This window comes from Lentibacter sp. XHP0401 (assembly GCF_025751535.1).
In the GTDB taxonomy this organism is placed as follows: domain Bacteria; phylum Pseudomonadota; class Alphaproteobacteria; order Rhodobacterales; family Rhodobacteraceae; genus Lentibacter.
Window position 1 is genome coordinate 70,894 of record NZ_JAOWLC010000014.1, and the last position, 17,945, is coordinate 88,838.

12 protein-coding genes are annotated in these 17,945 nt (G+C 55.0%); 2 read left to right on the forward strand and 10 right to left on the reverse strand.

What is annotated here, in order from left to right; all coding sequences use genetic code 11:
• Positions 1–12 precede the first annotated feature (12 nt).
• Entirely contained in the window at positions 13–1,503 is a 1,491-nt protein-coding gene (locus OE750_RS16345; protein ID WP_263765380.1) for a M81 family metallopeptidase, read from the reverse strand.
• Positions 1,500–2,828, reverse strand: a complete 1,329-nt coding sequence (locus OE750_RS16350; protein ID WP_263765381.1) for an aspartate aminotransferase family protein — start codon at positions 2,826–2,828, stop codon at positions 1,500–1,502. Before OE750_RS16350 ends, OE750_RS16345 begins: the two co-directional genes overlap by 4 nt.
• Positions 2,829–3,066: 238 nt before the next feature.
• Between OE750_RS16350 and OE750_RS16355 the strand changes: the two genes are divergently transcribed.
• Positions 3,067–3,963: a MurR/RpiR family transcriptional regulator gene (locus tag OE750_RS16355; RefSeq protein WP_263765382.1), complete on the forward strand. Its 897-nt coding sequence runs from the start codon at positions 3,067–3,069 to the stop codon at positions 3,961–3,963.
• An 18-nt stretch (positions 3,964–3,981) separates the two neighbouring features.
• A complete protein-coding gene (locus OE750_RS16360) occupies positions 3,982–5,457 on the forward strand; it encodes a M81 family metallopeptidase (RefSeq protein WP_263765383.1) in 1,476 nt (491 codons plus the stop codon).
• 338 nt (positions 5,458–5,795) lie between these two features.
• Here OE750_RS16360 and eda read toward each other — a convergent pair whose 3' ends face one another.
• The 8 genes from eda to OE750_RS16400 form a co-directional block, all read right to left on the reverse strand.
• Positions 5,796–6,446: a bifunctional 4-hydroxy-2-oxoglutarate aldolase/2-dehydro-3-deoxy-phosphogluconate aldolase gene (eda, locus tag OE750_RS16365; protein WP_263765384.1), complete on the reverse strand. Its 651-nt coding sequence runs from the start codon at positions 6,444–6,446 to the stop codon at positions 5,796–5,798.
• 3 nt (positions 6,447–6,449) lie between these two features.
• A complete protein-coding gene (edd, locus tag OE750_RS16370; RefSeq protein ID WP_263765385.1) occupies positions 6,450–8,258 on the reverse strand; it encodes a phosphogluconate dehydratase in 1,809 nt (602 codons plus the stop codon).
• Positions 8,259–8,357: 99 nt separating this feature from the next.
• On the reverse strand, positions 8,358–11,759 hold the full coding sequence (locus tag OE750_RS16375; RefSeq protein WP_263765386.1) for a translocation/assembly module TamB domain-containing protein: 3,402 nt from the start codon (positions 11,757–11,759) through the stop codon (positions 8,358–8,360).
• Between the two features lie 32 nt (positions 11,760–11,791).
• On the reverse strand, positions 11,792–13,549 hold the full coding sequence (locus tag OE750_RS16380) for an autotransporter assembly complex protein TamA (RefSeq protein ID WP_263765387.1): 1,758 nt from the start codon (positions 13,547–13,549) through the stop codon (positions 11,792–11,794).
• Positions 13,550–13,772: 223 nt separating this feature from the next.
• Positions 13,773–14,504 carry a peptidase gene (locus OE750_RS16385; RefSeq protein WP_263765388.1) on the reverse strand — a complete coding sequence of 244 codons (732 nt, stop codon included), beginning with the start codon at positions 14,502–14,504 and terminating at the stop codon, positions 13,773–13,775.
• Between the two features lie 35 nt (positions 14,505–14,539).
• Positions 14,540–15,337, reverse strand: coding sequence for a transglutaminase family protein (locus tag OE750_RS16390; RefSeq protein ID WP_263765389.1), 798 nt, complete (start codon positions 15,335–15,337; stop codon positions 14,540–14,542).
• Positions 15,338–16,279 carry an alpha-E domain-containing protein gene (locus tag OE750_RS16395; RefSeq protein ID WP_263765390.1) on the reverse strand — a complete coding sequence of 314 codons (942 nt, stop codon included), beginning with the start codon at positions 16,277–16,279 and terminating at the stop codon, positions 15,338–15,340.
• A gap of 1 nt (position 16,280) precedes the next feature.
• Positions 16,281–17,705: a circularly permuted type 2 ATP-grasp protein gene (locus OE750_RS16400; RefSeq protein ID WP_263765450.1), complete on the reverse strand. Its 1,425-nt coding sequence runs from the start codon at positions 17,703–17,705 to the stop codon at positions 16,281–16,283.
• Positions 17,706–17,945 lie beyond the last annotated feature (240 nt).

The following is a 17,945-nucleotide window of genomic DNA, read 5'->3' on the forward strand; positions in this document are numbered from 1 at the left end:
TCGTTTTTTGGTTTAGTGGTCGTTGGTATTGGAAGTCTGAACGACATCACGCCATGGGTAAGCGTGTGCCGTATCGAACTGGCGAAATGGGATCAAACGAACATCGGCCGGCCCCAAATCGGGCGTATCCACAACATGAATAGCCGCGGCCAGAGGTTCGTAGAAATCGCGGAAATGGGTCTTAGATCGCAGCAAGATCACATCGTAATCCTCTGGCTTCTCGTCAAATATATAAAACGGATCACCATCAACCGCGAAAGCAAAGTGCGAAACGACCGAGATCCGTATATTCCCCACCTCAATCAATGCGGTCAGCCCCAGATCTACCGGAGCCCCTTGCTGATAGCGGCCTGATACCGTGTATTTTTTGTATCCCGACCAAAGAATTTTTGCGCAAACATCAAGCGGGCCACCTGCTTCGGGCGCACTTTTGCCTCCAAGTGAAAGGTAGGCCTCATTGCCGATGCCCACCGCGTGGGCTTGCGCCGCACACTCAGGATCCAGCAAGAACGGCACGTTGATGCGCCCAATGTCGCAGCTCATTAAAGCGCGCAATATGTGGGTGGAATCATTCATTCTGTCGGCGTGTTCCAACAAAACAGTAGGCAGACCATTCGCTGGCTCTGCCTCGATAGCTTTCAAAGCGTCCTCTAGTTGGACAACAGGAATTGAGTGAGCCAACGCCTCTCTTGCTTGCCAAAGCTGCGCCGAAAGAACCTCAGCTTTTTCGCGAGCCGCGCTCTCCCCATCCCAATCAAGGCAAATCACAGACATGCCCGTGTTGGCGCTATCAGAATAGGCGAAGCCACCCATTACAGAGATATCGCAATCATTGGCTGCTTCAAGCGCGCGTGCGTTTGCGATAATTGAGGCCAATGGCTCGAGCCGCGTTGCGGACATGATCGAAGGGATAACAATGCCGGGTCGCGCCACAGCAAGTCCGGGCTTTTCTCCGGTAACCAGCATTCGTAACAATGCAGAGGCGGCCCGCTCGCCCGTTTGCCCCATATCGATATGCGGCGAATGGTGATAGGCAACCGCGATATCGGCCCCATCGAGTGTACGATCATCCACGTTACCGTGATAATCCAACGCCACAGAAATCGGCAGATCGGGCATAACTGCACGGGCGCGGTCAATTACATAACGCTCCACATCTTCAAAACCGGCTGCCCAGCAAGCGCCGTGAAGGTAAAGAACCAAGCCATCCAAATCGCCGGCTCCTGTCAAGCCTTGCACAAGTTCGTTGGCATAAGCAGTCACAGCGTCATCGCTTGCGGGACCCAGTGCACCGAGGAGTGTGTGAAAAAGGGGTACCATTTCTGCCCCGGTAGCGCCTAGCGCTTTCAGAACACCTCCCGCAACAGTGTTCGTTCCACGATACTTTTCAGGAATCTCTTTGCCGCGATAGCAAACCCGCTCAAAATCCGAGTAAGTGGAAATCTGGTGCACCGCCGTGACGGATTCCAAATTAAACCCAGCAAAGGCAATTCGATAACTCATTGCGCCGCCACAACCTCGTTGATGGCCGCCGCAATCCGAACAACAATTTCATCAATCTCTTCTGGCGTGCAAATATAGGGCGGCGCCAAAAGCACATGATCGCCATTGACCCCATCAATCGTCCCGCCCATCGGATAACATAAGAGTCCGCGCGCCATCGCGGCCTTTTTGATCTTGGCGAAGATCTTCAACCCCGGATCAAATGGTGTTTTGCTATCTTTATCTTTTACAATTTCAATCCCGCGAAACAGACCGCGACCGCGAATATCGCCCACGTGGGGTGATTGCCCTAGTTCTTTATCCAGCCCCGCTTGCAATCGCTCCCCCATCGCAACGACATGCTCCATCATTCCATCGCGGCTCAAAATCTCCACCACTTTATTCGATGCAGCTGCGGCAATTGGATGACCGATATAAGTGTGCCCATGCTGAAATAGCCCAGAGCCATCGCGAAACGCTTCAAAAATCTTATGCGATAGCAACACCGCGCCAATCGGCTGGAAGCCCCCGCCCAATCCCTTGGCAATAGTTACGATATCGGGCACGATATCCTCCTGCTCGAAAGCAAATATAGTGCCGGTCCGCCCCATACCGCACATGACTTCGTCGAGGATCAGCAGCACACCGTAGCGATCACAAACATCCCGCACCCGCTTGAAATAGCCTTCAACAGCGGGCACCGCCCCCATCGTGGCACCGACAACAGGCTCAGCAACAAATGCCATAACTTTATCTGGACCCAGCTCCCGGATCTTTGCCTCCAGTTCATCGGCTAGCCTGGTAGCGTAAACTTCCGCGGTTTCGATTGAGCGCTGATCGCGATAAGCGAAACAGGGTGAGACGTGGTGCGTCTCAGGTAAGATCGGCTGGAATTGCGCACGCCTCATCGCGTTTCCGCCGGTTGCCAATGCGCCAATAGTGTTGCCGTGATAGCTTTGTCGGCGCGCAATGATATGCTTTCTTTGCGGCTGCCCCGTTTCTACAAAATATTGCCGAGCCATCTTTAAAGCCGCCTCCACAGCTTCCGAGCCACCAGAAACGAGATAAACATGGTTCAATGGATCTGGAGCTAATGCAACCAACCGCTCAGCTAATTCTTCAGCGACATCGGTGGTGAAGAAAGAGGTATGCGCATAGGAAAGCACTGACATCTGCGCCCGCATCGCATCAAGAACCTCTTCATGGCTGTGCCCAAGGCAGCTGACCGCTGCACCGCCCGAACCGTCAATATATTCTCGGCCATCGCTATCGGTGATCGTAACGCCCTGCCCTAAAATAGCGCGCGGCATTTCTGCGCCAATGTTGCGGTGAAGGATCTTGGTCATATTGCTTCCTCGATTCGATTCTTGGCGGGCGGTTGCATCGCTTGCCCTCATAATGCCGACCGAAAACAACTTTGCAACATATGTTTCATATTAATTAAAAATGAAACGTCTAGCGCCAATGATTGCATCATGAAACACATAAATCTCAGACAGAAGCGCCATATGCTTATAATTTAGCCATATATATGTTGCTATTCGCGCAAATGCGGGACACAAAAGCAGTATGTGTTGAAAGGGAATGAAACAAATGTCGCAGGATAATTCCCTTAGGGACCAGATTATTGCCCTGTATGACGAGATGTCTCCGCAACTCCAGCAAGCCGCACGGTATGTCCTGGAAAACCCGCAAGAGGTTGCTCTCGTCTCCATGCGAGGGCTTGCCCGAAATGCTGGCGTACAGCCAGCAACAATGACCAGACTTGCAAAATTTATGGGCTTGGCTGGCTATGAAGACATCCGCGCATACTACGCCAAGGCAATACGAATGCGCGCTGACGGTTTTGCCGCGCGAGCGATGGAGCGGGAAACCACCGTACCGGATCAAGGCAGCGACCTTGCTCAGCATATGCTTCAAAGCCTCGCCGCCCAAATCACGAAGTTGAGCGAGCCGGAATCACTCGCCCGTATTCAAGCCGTTGCCAACCGTTTGAACCAAGCAAGACGGATCTATGTCCTCGGCCTTCGGTCATGCCATTCAGTCGCTTGGCATTTTCACTACGTGATGACATTGCTAGGTGAGAAAACCATACACCTTGATGGACCCGCAGGCACGGGAGGTGATGGCCTATTGCACGCCACGGACAAGGATGTGCTCCTTGTGGTTTCCATCAGTCCTTACGCCCTCCACTCGCTAGAACTTGCAGCGGCAGCGCGCGAACAAGGAATGGCTGTTATCACCATAACTGACAGTGAAGTTTCGCCTCTGATTGCGATTTCCGAAGTTGCTGTTCTGTGCTCCACGGAAAGCCAGACCTTTTTCCATACATTAACCCCTGCACTCGCCATATCAGAGGTGCTGTGTGGTCTGCTTGCCTCTCAAGATCGGCTGGGCGCTCTTGAGGCTCTCCAAAACGCAGATAGGCACCTTCAATCGCTCAATACCTATGCCAACAATATTCCACGCCGCAGAATCTGATCCTGAAAGGCTATTCACATGTCAAATGTTCGCCGCATAGCTATTGCTCGTATTTGGCATGAGGCAAATAGTTTCAATCCGGTGCTGACAACCTTGGACGATTTTCGCCGCCGCGAATGGACAAAAGGCGAAGATGCTCTGATCCAGGCACGAGACACCGCAACGGAGCTGGGAGGGTTAGTCAAATTCCTTGACGATCACCCCCATTGGCAAACAACAGTTTCCCGCTGCACTTCAGCCCCGCCACTAGGGCCCGTAACGAGCGATGCAATCCAGGCAATTACAGAAGAAATTCTGGAGGACTTGGCCGGCGTGAACTGGGATGGGGTCTATCTTTCGCTCCACGGCGCGATGGTCGCAGAAGGCGACCTTTCGCCCGACTACAGCTTCCTAACGGCAGTGCGAAAGGCTATCGGCCCAACCCCCGTGCTGGCGGTCAGCTTTGATATGCACGCCTGCCTTGATCCGTCGCTAATTAAATCAGCCGATATTATGTCAGGTTATCACACCTATCCGCATGTTGATATGGATGCCGCGGCCATTCGCGCCTTGTCTGCTATGGAACGCGCATTAGAGACGGGCCAAAGGCCGCAAATAGCACTGCGCCAGCTAGACTTTCTACCTTTGTCACATGGTATGCGGACGGACAAAGGCCCGATGGCCGAGTTAGTAGCGATGGGGAAAACAGAATGCACTACCGAGGGCTTGGAGGATGTCTCGCTTTTTGGCGGTTTCGCCTATGCGGATACGCCAAACACGCGGGCGATTGTGACAGCCACATACATTCCAGGCATTGATCCAGAACCAACGATCTCTCGACTATCCGCCGCATACATGGCCCGGCGCAAGGAATTTGGGATTACGTTGCCTGATGCCGCAACCGCGATCACAAAAGCCGTGAGCGACCTTGATTCTGGCGCGTCTTGGCCCATCGCATTGGTTGATCCTGCGGATAACCCTCTATCTGGAGGCATTGGTGATACAACGGCCCAATTCCGCGCTTTGGTTGACGCAGACCCGGACTATCCCACAGTCTTTTGCTTCTTTTATGATCCCGAGCTTACCCAGAAAGCGCATCAACTGGGTGAAGGGGCTGCGATTTCTTGCGCGCTTGGCGGGCGCATAATGCCAGAGTTTGGCCCGCCAGTGCTATTTGAGGGTATTGTAGAGCACCTAACAGATGGCCAATTTCGCAATCGTGGACCAATGGAGTTCGGGCGGCAAATTGATCTGGGGAGAACCGCAGTCCTGCGACGAGGCCAAATGCGGGTGGTCATTAGCGAAACCTGTCAAAGTGCCAACGATCCCGCGTGGTGCGATCTTCACGGCATAGACCTCAACGAGGTCGCAATTTTCGCAATCAAAGCAAAGAACCACTTCCGCGCAAGTTTCCAGGAGCTCTGCGCTCAAATCGTTGATCTGGACTGCCCCGGCCTCGCGCCAATTGACCTATCAACACTTCCCTACCGGAAAATCCCACCGGCCTTTTTTTGAGGTTTGTAGCTGACTAGAAAACGGCAACGAACATAAAATCCAAACCCACAAACCCTCGTTATGAATGAGGGAGCCTCGGAGAGCAGATCATGATCGTTGACTTAGGGCTGGTGGATGCTTTCATAGCGGCACTCTGCTAGGGAAATCTCGGTGAAAATACGGAGTCAGTTTTCAGCGACATTCAACAGCTCGCGCTTTAAGGGTGTTCCAAAGCTGACACCAACAACTCGGCAATACCCCTAAAAAGTATGAAGCCGGGATTAACCGACAGCACGCCTCTCCCCCATCCGAGCGTCCGGCCCATGCGCAGGTGCCTTCAAAAAGGGGCCAGCGCATCCTTAGTGACTTTTCAAACCGGCAGCTTCACGGGCGAGTGCTTCTATTTCGCTCCATTTTCCAGCGGTGATGAGGTTTTGGGGTGCGATCCAGCTTCCACCTGCGCAGGTGACATTGGGCAGGGAAAGGTAGCTTTGCGCGTTGGCTAGGCTGATGCCGCCTGTCGGGCAGAACGATACTTGCGGCAGCGGCGCACCGATGGCTTTGAGCGCGGGGGCCCCGCCTGTGGCTTCGGCGGGGAAAAACTTCAGCATATCATATCCGCGCTCGAGCAAAGCCATCACCTCACTTGCCGTGGCGGCCCCGGGCAGCAGCGGCAAACCTTCGGCTTCACAGGCGGCGAGGAGTTTATCGGTAGCGCCCGGAGCGACACCGAAAGTTGCGCCTGCCGCCTTTGCAGCACGCACATCATCGGGCGTAGTCAGCGTGCCTGCGCCGACATGCCCGCCAGCAACTTCGGCCATAGCGCGGATCGCATCAAGTGCTGCGGGGGTGCGCAGGGTCACCTCCAGAACAGGCAGCCCGCCTGCCACCAGAGCTTCGGCCAGCGGGCGTGCAGCGGCAGCATCGTTAACCACAAGTACAGGGATAACTGGAGCGATCTGGCAAAGCGCACGAGTCTGGCGGCTGGCGTCATAGGCAGACAGTGTCATAGGCTATTCTCCAAAGATTGAGGCTCCGGTATCAGCCGCACCAACGGCGTTTCGGAAAGCAGCAAAGAGCTCGCGGCCAACGCCGTGCTGGTTTTGACCCAGATCTGCAATGGAAGCTGGGCGGGACTCCACACCTGCGGTGAGAACTTCCAGCACACCCGTTGTGGCATCAACCCTCAACACATCACCGTCGCGCAGCTTGGCAATCATGCCACCGTCGAGCGCCTCGGGGCAGACATGGATCGCTGCGGGCACTTTGCCAGATGCACCCGACATGCGTCCATCAGTGACCAGCGCCACTTTCTGTCCGCGCCCTTGAAGGATCGACAGGACCGGCGTGAGGCTGTGTAGCTCAGGCATACCGTTGGCCTTTGGCCCCTGAAAGCGGACCACCACAACAAGATCACCCGTCAGTTCGCCCGCCTTGAAAGCAGCCTTCACATCGTTCTGGTCTGCGAACACCCGAACTGGAGCTTCGATGATCTGGTGTTCGGACGCAACGGCAGAGACTTTCATAACGGCTGTGCCAAGATTTCCTGAAAGCCGCGCAAGCCCGCCTGATGGCTGGAACGGGTCTGCCACGGAGCGCAAAATTTTGTCGTTGAGGCTTCGGCCCACGCCTGCCTGCCAGCTCAGCGTGCCGCTGGCCAGCGTGGGCTCTTGCGTGTAATGCGCAAGTCCTGTGCCCGCGACAGTCTTGGTATCTGCGTGCAGCAAACCCGCGCCAAGAAGCTCGCCTATCATATAGCCTAGGCCACCCGCCGCATGGAAATGGTTCACATCAGCAAGCCCATTGGGATAAACTCGCGCAATCAGCGGAGTCACTTCGGAGAGCTCGGCAAAATCCTCCCAATCCAGAAGTATTCCGCCCGCGCGCGCCATGGCGATGAGATGTATCAGCAGGTTGGTCGATCCACCGGTGGCGTTGAGCCCGACGATGCCGTTTACAAAGGCCTTCTCGCTCAGAATATCGCAGACGGGGGTGTAGCTGTCGCCGAGCGCGCTGAGCGATAGAGCGCGCTTGGCCCCCTCGGCTGTGAGAGCAGTGCGCAAAGGCGTGCTCGGTGTCACAAAGCTTGCACCCGGAAGGTGCAGGCCCATGAACTCCATCAGCATCTGGTTGGTGTTGGCTGTGCCATAAAACGTGCAGGTTCCCGGGCCGTGATAGGCGGCCATCTCAGCTTCCATAAGCGCGGCGCGGTCCACCTCGCCTGCCGCAAAGCGCTGACGCACCCTGGCCTTCTCGTCATTGGGCAAGCCGCTCGTCATTGGCCCCGCGGGCAAAAATACGGCGGGTAAATGCCCGAAAGCCTGTGCGGCAATCACCAAACCCGGCACGATCTTGTCACAAACACCGAGAAAAACCGCAGCGTCAAAAGTATTGTGGCTCAGCGCCACCGAAGCCGCCAGCGCGATCACATCACGCGAAAACAGGCTCAGTTCCATTCCCGCTTCGCCCTGCGTGACACCGTCACACATCGCAGGCACACCGCCCGCAACCTGCGCCGTGCCTCCTGCCTCACGCACCGCAGATTTGATCAGCGCAGGGTAGCTTTCAAACGGCTGATGCGCCGAAAGCATGTCATTGTAAGCTGTTACGATCCCGAGATTACCCGCACCCTCGCCGACAAGCCGAGCCTTGTCTTCGTCGGCGGCAGCATAGGCATGCGCCTGCCCGCTGCACGAAAGATGCCCACGGGCAACGCCTTTGGCACGCGCGGCATCCATTCGCTCCAGATAGTCGCGACGGGTGGTTTGACTGCGCATGATGATACGGTCGGTGACATGTTGAACCGTGGTATTCATCTTCATAGCCTATATCCTCACACGGTTGCGCGTTAGCGTCATTGTTCCCATGAATAACCAAGCGATCATAGAGACTTTTAGCAGTGCAACTTACCTTCGTCGCTCTCAGTAATCTTTTTCAAAAAACAAGCCGATGCCTGTCTCACCATCACTGTCAACAGAACCGCGCAGTTTTGTCGACTTGGAAAGATCAAGATTAAGGTTGATCTGGCTCTGGCCCTGACTGTCTATTTCTATGTCGGTATAGGCTTTATCGCTGATATATTTACCTGCCCGAACAGAAGTTTCTCCGTCTTCATCCGTGGTTACATCAAGATCATCGAAGCCAGTTTGCTGGCGCAATTTCTCGACGATACCAATACCGCCCTTGCCTGCCAGAGTTGCCACAGCAGAGGCCAGTTGCACCGCCTGAAGGGCAGAAATCGAGCTGATGTCACGTCCGAAAAGGAGACGCGCAAGCACCTCGTCGCTCGGCAATTCGGGCTCTGATGTGAAGGTGATTTCCGGTGCATCAGCCGGCCCCTCAAGAACCACAAGAATAACGTAGTCATCTGTGCTCGTGCCTGCAACCAAACGCAACTCAGGGGTAAGGCTACCTTGCATACGGGCGTAACCCTCTCGCAAGTCCAGCCGCTTCCCCAAGATATCAAGGCGTCCCCGTATCAAATCAAAGCGCCCTTTTGGGATGATATCAGCCGTTGTGCCTGTCAGTTCAAGCTGTCCTCCGAGTTCGGCATCAAGCCCTCGGCCACGCACAAAAATCCGGTTTTGCGCGATGATCTGCACATTGAGCCCGATGCCGCCCCCCGCAACAGCGCTTTCGCTTCCGCCAGTATTTAGAAGCCCAGCAAAGGAACGGGTCTGCCGCACGGCAGCGGGCTCGCTCAGATGGGTTATTTCGGGAATATCGCCGTAAGCACCGATGCCTGTTGACGGAACGCGTATCTCTGTTTCATCCAACAGGAGCCGCCCAGCCAAAGACGGGCTTGACGCGAGCGCCCCGCCCAGAGTGAGCGTGCCGTTAACCCGTGTGCTGTAAAGTTTAGGATCGCTGAGAATTGCATTGATCACCCCCAGCTCGATATTTGCTGTATATGGCGCTTGTAAGCCGAAGCCCCCTTGTGCGGTGATTTGCCCCCCAGATGTGACAGTTGCAATCGATCTGACGGTGGCATTGCCTCCATCGAGCGTGACTGTTGCGTCAATATCGGTGAGCGCATTTCGAAGGGCAGGCAACGAAAACCGTGTGCCGCTAGTGCGCACTTGCCCCCGCACAGACGAAAGAACGAGCGGCCCGTTAAGCTTCATGTCAAAATCGGCAAAGCCTTGCAGGGAATTTGGCTGCAAGCGCTGGTTCAAAAGCCCCAGCGGCACGCGGCCATTCAATGCGAGAGCTGCATTCTTTGCATTTGAAGCGATTTGCCCGTTGATATTGACCGTGCTGCCGCCTGGCCCTTTGGCGGCTGCATCGAGTGCCCATGCTTCACCAGTCTGTCGCGCAGTCGCTACGATGCTTGCAGGGCCGTTCAGATCGGGGACGATCCAATTGATAGAGCCAATATTGGCATCAAGCTTTGCGCTGATTGCTGCGTTTTGGGGCAAGGATATTGTTGCTGCCAACGCGATCGTCCTTGGACCTTTGGCATCAAGATCGACAGTCCAGCCAGACGCTGTTTCAGCGGCTGTTCCTTGCAACTGTGCGGGGCCGTTTAGCCCCGCAACAAACTGGCTGGCTTCATTCAGCGTTGCGTTGAAGTCTAGCTTGCTTTGTCCCGTTGCCAACCGCCCCTGTGCCTCGGCAACTCCGCCGCGCGCATTGATCCTAAAAGAGCGCAGCGTCAGGCCTTCTGTGCTACGAAGCACTGAAGCTTTCAGCTGGCTATTGCCTGCGATCAGCCCATCGACCTGCGCAATGCCAACGCTTAAATCTGTAGCATTGGCATTCAACTCCAGATCACCTTCGCCACTCAAAAGCGCGAAACGCCCCTTCAGATCGGCAATTATTGCGCCGTCAAGCTGTTGAGCTGCCAAAGCAGAAAAGCGGGAAATACTCGGCGCCTTTGCCTGCAGCGCGCCTTGAAGTGTCATCGCACTGTCCAGCCCCTCAACTGTCCCTGCTCCCGTTAACACAAGCTCTGTAGCTTCAAGCTCAAGGTTGCTCACAGCCAACGGTTGCCCATCGCGCCAATCAAGATCGGCTCCTATGGTGAAAGACGGACCAAGCGCTGCGGCAAGAGCTGCATCCGCGAGGGTTACCCCTCTTGCGTTGCCATCAATCCGCGCGGTGACCTGACGCGTATCGCCGCGCACAATCACACCGCTGGCCGCCATTCGCACTGTGTCAAGGCGCACATCTTCCCGCTCAAGGCCCAGTAATTCGGACTTAAGCGACCAGCTATCCCCTACACGGCTGTCAAAGCGCGCGGTAATTTCTGCACTTTGCACGCGCGTTTCAGGGCCGGACATTGGCAGAAGCGATGCACCTCCTGAAGGGTCTTGTAAAAGGGCATCAAGCTGAAAAGACTCAGGCAGGCCATCTGCTGAAAGGGCCACTTCACCGCTCAGGCGCAGCGCGGCAGCCGTGAGGGTTAGTTCATCAAGAGATGTGCGCCCATCATCAAACAGGCTAATGCGGCTCTTAAGGGCAACATTATCCCCCAAGAATGCGCGATACTCCGGAGCGAAGAGAGGTGTTAGGTCACCGGCTATATCAGCTTTGATCACGCGGTTTGGAACGTTCGCATCATCTGACTGGGCCTCGGCCTCCTGCCGCGCCTGCGTTCCGATCTGGCCTGCCAGACGCTCTTCACCATCGCTTTTCAAAACGACATCCGCAGTGAAATTATCAATCTCGGCCTCGCCTTTAAGAGACAGTTCCACCGGCGGCCTTCCAGGCAAATTGAGCATGTTGGCAGCAATACCATTCGCAGCTTCGCGGAGGGTCAGATCAAGCGCAAGCACGCGGCTTGTGTTGGAAAACCCTGCTTCAAGATTGAACACGCCCATCGGCCCGTCTTGGCGTGTAATTGCCAGCTTGGCCTCGCCCTGCCCTTCTGCCACGCTGACCGAACCTTTGATTGAGCCCGTAACAGGCGTGCCCACGACAGGCGCGCCCAGAACGACTTTTTTCACCGAAATCTGGCTTACCCGCAGGGAAACAGGCAATTCCGGCAAGGAAAATGTTGTAGCTTCCGGGCTTGGTGTATCTTGAGAAGGCGCAGGTGCGCGAGGAAGCTCCGCAAGCGCAGCAGAGAGTTCATTGATCTCTATATTACCCTTCAAAACGGACGAGCGGTTCCAATCAAGGACCGCGTCCGTCAGAGTGAGCCACACGCCTTGATCATCAGAAATCGTTAGCTTTTCCATCGTTACGCGCGAGCTTAGCGCCCCGCTGAAACCGGTTATAGTCACGTCACGCCCCAGCCCCGAGAGCGCTCCCTCCAGATACTCCGCTACAAAGCCTTTGTCCGCCTCTTCGCTTTGAGCGCTGGCTGACACTGTCTGCATGATCACAAGAAGGAGAGCGAATATCAGGCGCATCAAAAAGCCTGCCCGATGCCGACATAGACCTCGAAACTATTGTCGCTTTCTCCTGTAACGGGCACGGCCAGATCAAGCCTGATAGGGCCAATCCCTGTTTGGTAACGTAGCCCAATACCCGCGCCACTGTGCCACCCGCCGGAGCTATCGGGTGTGCTGTTTGCGCCGATATAACCGATATCATAAAAACCGACCGCGCCGAATGTTTCGTTGATTTTCATGCGCACTTCACCTGCGAGGCCCACAAAAGAGAGTCCGCCGGTTTCAACTCCGCCCGTGGTAATGGACTGGGATTGGTAGGAATGGCCCCGCACTGTACCACTCCCGCCAGAGAGAAAGAGAAGATCAGGTGGTGTCTCGGAAATGGAAGATCCGACGATTGTGCCGAATTGAAACCGTCCTGCCAGTGTGATTTTTTCACTAGCGCCGAAGCTGCGATAGGTGCGCATATCAACATAGCCGCGTGCGCCGGAGGCAGTGTCAGACAGGCCAAGATAGGGCATCGCTTCGGCACGCAAATAGGTTCCGTCAGTCGGATTTAATCTATCATTGCGCCCGTCCCATGTGGCCCCAAAACGCAGCATGAGGTGAGAAAACGTGCGCGCGCCCAGATCATCTTCCACATCGCTGTAGCGGTAGATCAATGCAGCATCGCCTGTCAGTGTTTCAGAGTAATAGCGGCTCAGCCCTGCCTCGATACTGGCATCACGCAAAAAATAGAGCGGTTCATCAAGCTGTTCGATTTCGGCGACAAACTTGAGGTCAACATCTTTATGAAAGGTTGATGGCCGAGTCAGGCTGGCGCTCAGACTGTAATCGACACCGTTGTTCTCGCTTGCGAGACCGGCCACTTCCGCGTCGATGCGAAAGCGCTCGGCTCCCCCCAACAAGTTGCGATGCAGCCAGAAGCCCGAAAGAGAAATCCCTTCGGACGAGTGCAACTCGGCGCCAAAGCCAAACCGGCGCGGTTTGGCATCGACCACGGCCAACTCGACATCCATCGCGTTGTTTGGGCCAAGCGCATCGGCCTCGCGCAGCGTCACCGAACTGAACGAACCTGTGCGCCTGAGGCGCGTGGCGGCGCGCTCCAGCGCGACGGGGTCAAACACTTCGCCCGATGGAACCGCTGCGATTTTGCGGATGCGGTTGAGGCGAACCTTGCTTTCACCTGTAACATTGAGTGTTCCGAAACTAACGCGCGGACCTGTCGCAATACCCAGTTCCACGTTAAGCTGTGAACGTGGATGATCCGCGACAACATTCTCGCGTGATATCTGCGCTTTCGCGAAGCCAACTGCGCGCCAGCCTTCGATGCCTGCTTGCGCGGTATCGCGGATCACAGCGAGTTCGGCAGGCTGGCCTGTGCGAAATCCCTCGGGTATTTCTGTTTGGGGCGCGAGAGGCGCGATCTCGGCCTTTCCAAGCTGAAACGCTGATCCCGTTTTGACAACCAGATCAATACGCGAGACTCGGCCCAGATTGGCCAAAGGTGGAATGTTCGCAGCCTCGCGCCCGTCAATAAGGATTGAAACGGCTGGCCCGTAGTAGCCGCGCTCGTAAAGCGCACTCACCAGTCGGGCATAATCTGCCTGTGCCGCGGCCAAAATATCTTGCGCGCTGCTCGCCCCTTCCCGTTTTGCGGCCAGAACCAGCGAAGCGCTGGCCAGTTCACTCTGAAGACCCTTGTTCTCGCGATCCAGCCTAAGATCGGCCTCAAAGGCGCCGACAGGCCCCGCCAAGAGAACAAAAACAATCAATATCAAATAGATATGATTCAAAACAAAATGAAACCGCACGCGCATTGATCGCCAGACCCCGATTATAGCCAGCCGCCAGATAAGTCTGGTCACTCGATCTTATGCCGAGCTTTTAATGGCTTAGAAAATAAGCTTGTCGGGCACAGATTTCAAGGCAGGATTAATGCAGAACACGGTGGCCGGCGAACTCTTGCAGCCGCAAACCGCGACTGAACATACCCGGCTATACCTCGTAATTGGGGAGCCGTTGAAACGCATCTCTGAGAGCATCGCCCCAGCCCGTTGCGATGGTTTGGTAGATTGGGTCGTCTGCGTTTATCCGCTTGGTGCGATCTGTCGTGAAGGAGCCGTTCTCGTAAATTTGCATATCAAACGGCAAACCAACTGACAGGTTCGATTTCACGGTTGAATCGAACGAGACCAGAAGAAGCTTTATAGCGTCGGCAAACTCCATCTTGCGGTCATAGGCGCGCACAAGAATGGGCTTGCCATACTTTGTTTCCCCGATCTGGAAGAAAGGCGTGTCATCGGTGATCTCGATGAAATTTCCCGCTGGATAGATCATGAAAATTGTAGGCTTTCCGCCATTAATCTGGCCGCCGACGATGACAGAGGCACCAAATTGATCGTCCGATGTCTGGCCTGTTGGAGAAGACCCGCTGATCACTTCGCGCAGGGTTGCGCCCACCAGTCGCGCCACTTGAAACATTGTTGGCTGGCGCAAAATGCTTGGATCCCGATCTTCCCCGGAAACAGAGCGCTCTTCCAGCAGGTTGATCATGGACTGTGTTGTAGCAAGATTGCCCGCAGTCATGATTGTGATCGCCCGCTCGCCCGGAACTTGCCAAGAGAACATTTTTTTGCTGACGGCAAAGTTATCAACGCCAGCGCTTGTCCGCGTGTCGGACATAAACACCAGCCCCTGATCAAGCCGCATACCTACACAATATGTCATTAAAGCCTTGCCCGAATGGAATCTCTCATGAAGGTCTACTGCTGAACTTGTAAAGATACCATGAGTGTTTCATCGGCCGTCCCCATACGAAGACCTTCAATGGGAGCCGCGTCACGTGCATCCCGCCCGATCGCGATGCGCACATATCTCTCATCTGGTGAAACACCGTTGGAAATATCGAATCCAACCCAGCCTAAACCGTCAATGCAGACTTCGGCCCATGCATGGGTCGCGTCCTGCGCGATTTGATCATTGATCATGAGATACCCGCTGACATAGCGCGCAGGCAGTCCCGAAAGGCGCGCAGCCGAAATGAATATCTGCGCATGATCCTGACAGACAGCATGGCCACCCTGCAAAGCTTCCTCCGCTGGCGTATCAACGCCTGTGCCGCCAAACTTATATGGTAAAGCCTCCAGTATCGCATTTGAAAGATTGTGTAGATCGCTGATCTGGTGCTCACTCGTCCCTGTAATACGGGGCAGCGCCCTGATAGCCTTTCCCGCGGCTGTCAGAGGTGTCTCCTGTAAGAAGTGCCAGAGCGGAACGACGCCGTAGACGGGGCCAAGAACACCGCTGTTGTTGAGCGTGTTCACATGACCAATTGCATGAATGCTTAAAACCTGTGCCCCGTGATCAATACTCACCAGATCAACATGATTTCCGTAGTGGTCTGTATAGCTTGCTTCAACTTTCCCGCCCGTCACTTCAACGGTCCAGTCAAGAACCTCTTGCATCGATGAAGGCATCGGGCGCAAGCGCACTTTTTGCAGCGCGTAATCAACGGGCGCGCTGTAGGCATATTCGGTGGTGTGGCTTATACTGAGCTTCATTTATCCGGTGAACCTGTAATCAATCTCGATCTGATGCGCGAGGCTGGCCGTGTTGCCGAGCAAACCACTGACAAACTCGTGCAGGCCGACTGAGAAAATCGCGTTTATATCGCGGTCAACAAGTTGCGCACGCAGCGCTTCCGCCATGTTCAGCGCCTCGCCTTGCGTGCCATATTCCTCAGCCAAATGGGCCAGACTGTTTACAATCTGTCCAGCGCAAAACGCGAGCGAGCGTGGCATCCTGCGATCAAGGATCAGAAACTCCGCAATCGCAGGCGCCGTGAAATCATCCTCGACAGCCCAGCGGAATGATCTGTGCGCAGAGACCGAGCGCAGGATCGTTTCCCATTGCACATTGTCCAGCCTGCTCCCGACAAAAGCAGGCGACGGCAGAAGCGAGTAATATTTTACGTCAATAATGCGCGCGGTGTTGTCCATCCGCTCGATGTAAGTTCCCAAGCGGCAGAAATCGTAGATGTCATTCCGTAACATCGTGCCGTAAAGCGCCCCGCGCACAAGGCCTGATTGCTGACGGATAGTTGCCAAGACAGCGGGCAATTCTGTTTCGGGGGTAGGGTCTTTCAAGAGATCGGTGAACAGCATCCATGTTTCGTTGACAGCCGACCAGACTTCCGTTGTCAGCGCCGTGCGCACCAGCCTCGCATTGTCACGCGCGGATTTTATGATGGACAAAACAGAGCTCGGGTTTGCCGTATCACGCAACAGGAAATCAACCACCTGCGCGCTGTCATAACCGTCATGACCGGCCTCGTAAACCGTACGCGCAGCCAAAGTAGTGATGACAGATTGCCACTCGGCCTCTGCATTCGTCGAGCGCGTCAAAGCAATGCGAAACCCCGCTTCTATAAGACGCGCGGTATTCTCCGCGCGCTCCAGTGAGCGGAACATCCAGTAAAGGCCACCTGCGGTTTTTCCCAGCATATCAGTCTTCCAATACCCAAGTGTCTTTTGTGCCGCCGCCCTGACTTGAGTTCACAACAAGCGAGCCTTCTTGCAAGGCAACCCGTGTGAGCCCTCCAGGTGTAATGTTGACCCCTTTTGGCGAAACCAAAGCAAAAGGTCTCAAGTCGACATGGCGTGGCGCTAATCCGCTTTCCGTAAAAATCGGAACGGTCGACAAAGCCAGCGTGGGCTGCGCGATATAGTTTGATGGCCGCGCGCGCAGTTTGTCGGCGAAATCTGCCAACTCTTTTTTACTCGCGGCTGGCCCGACCAGCATGCCGTACCCGCCAGATCCGTGCACTTCTTTCACAACCAGCTCGGCCAGATTATCGAGCACATATTTAAGGTTCTTAGGCTCGGAACACCGATACGTTTCGACGTTCTTCAAGATCGCGGGTTCACCTGTGTAAAAGCGGACAATATCGGGCAAATAGCTGTAAACCGCCTTGTCATCAGCCACGCCGGTTCCTGGTGCGTTCGCGATGGTAATGTTGCCCGCACGGTAAACATCCATAATTCCCGGAACACCCAGCATCGAGCTGGGATTAAACGTCAGCGGATCAAGATAATCGTCATCCACCCGACGATAGAGCACATCAATCGTCTTATAGCCTCGCGTGGTGCGCATCGCGATATGGCCATCCACCACCTGAAGGTCATGGCCTTCTACAAGCTCTACCCCCATCTGGTCAGCCAAGAAGCTGTGCTCAAAGTATGCCGAATTGTGAATGCCCGGCGTGAGGATGGCGACGCAGGGCCGCCCCGTGCAAGACTGCGGCGCACAGGCTTCCAGCGAACGGCGCAGGTTCTTGGGATAGTCGCTCACAGGCTGCACCTTAATCGCACTGAACAGCTCGGGAAACATCTGCAACATCGTTTCGCGGTTTTCGAGCATGTAGCTCACACCAGATGGCGTGCGCGCGTTGTCTTCCAACACAAAAAAATCTTCCTCGCCGGTACGGACAATATCGGTTCCAACAATATGAGTATAAACGCCGCCAGGAGGGCTAAAACTCATCATCTGCGGAAGGAACGCATCATTCTGGGCGATCAACTCGACGGGAATAATCCCCGCGCGTAAAATCTCTTGCCGATTGTACAAATCATGGAGGAAGGAGTTGATCGCATAGACCCGCTGCTCGATCCCTTTGGAAAGTTTGGTCCACTCGCGCGAAGACAGAATGCGTGGGACCAAATCGAAAGGAATCAGGCGCTCTTCGGCATCTGACTGACCATAGACATTGAAGGTGATGCCCGTTCTGCGGAAAAACGCTTCCGCTTCTTGGGATTTTTTGGCTAGGCGTTCGTTGTTTTGCCCTTCGAACCATTTTTCGTAATGTTCATAAGGACCGCGCGGTGCGCCAGACCTGTGCATCTCACTAAAGTGCAGATTCTCTTTTACCATCATTCGAGTGTAAGGGCATATCGCCAAACTTAGCAACGTGGCGTCTATTTTCTACGCCCGAACACCCAGCTTGTGCCTATAAAATAGGCGATAAACTCGACGCTGCTGCCGATTTTTGCAGCAGCGGTGTGCACCACAGCCCGATTTGTCTAGGTCTTCGGCACAATTACCGGAGTTATTTCTCCAAGATCAAAGCATTGCCCCGCCCTGTTTCCTCCCTGCGTCATCCCAAATTACTGT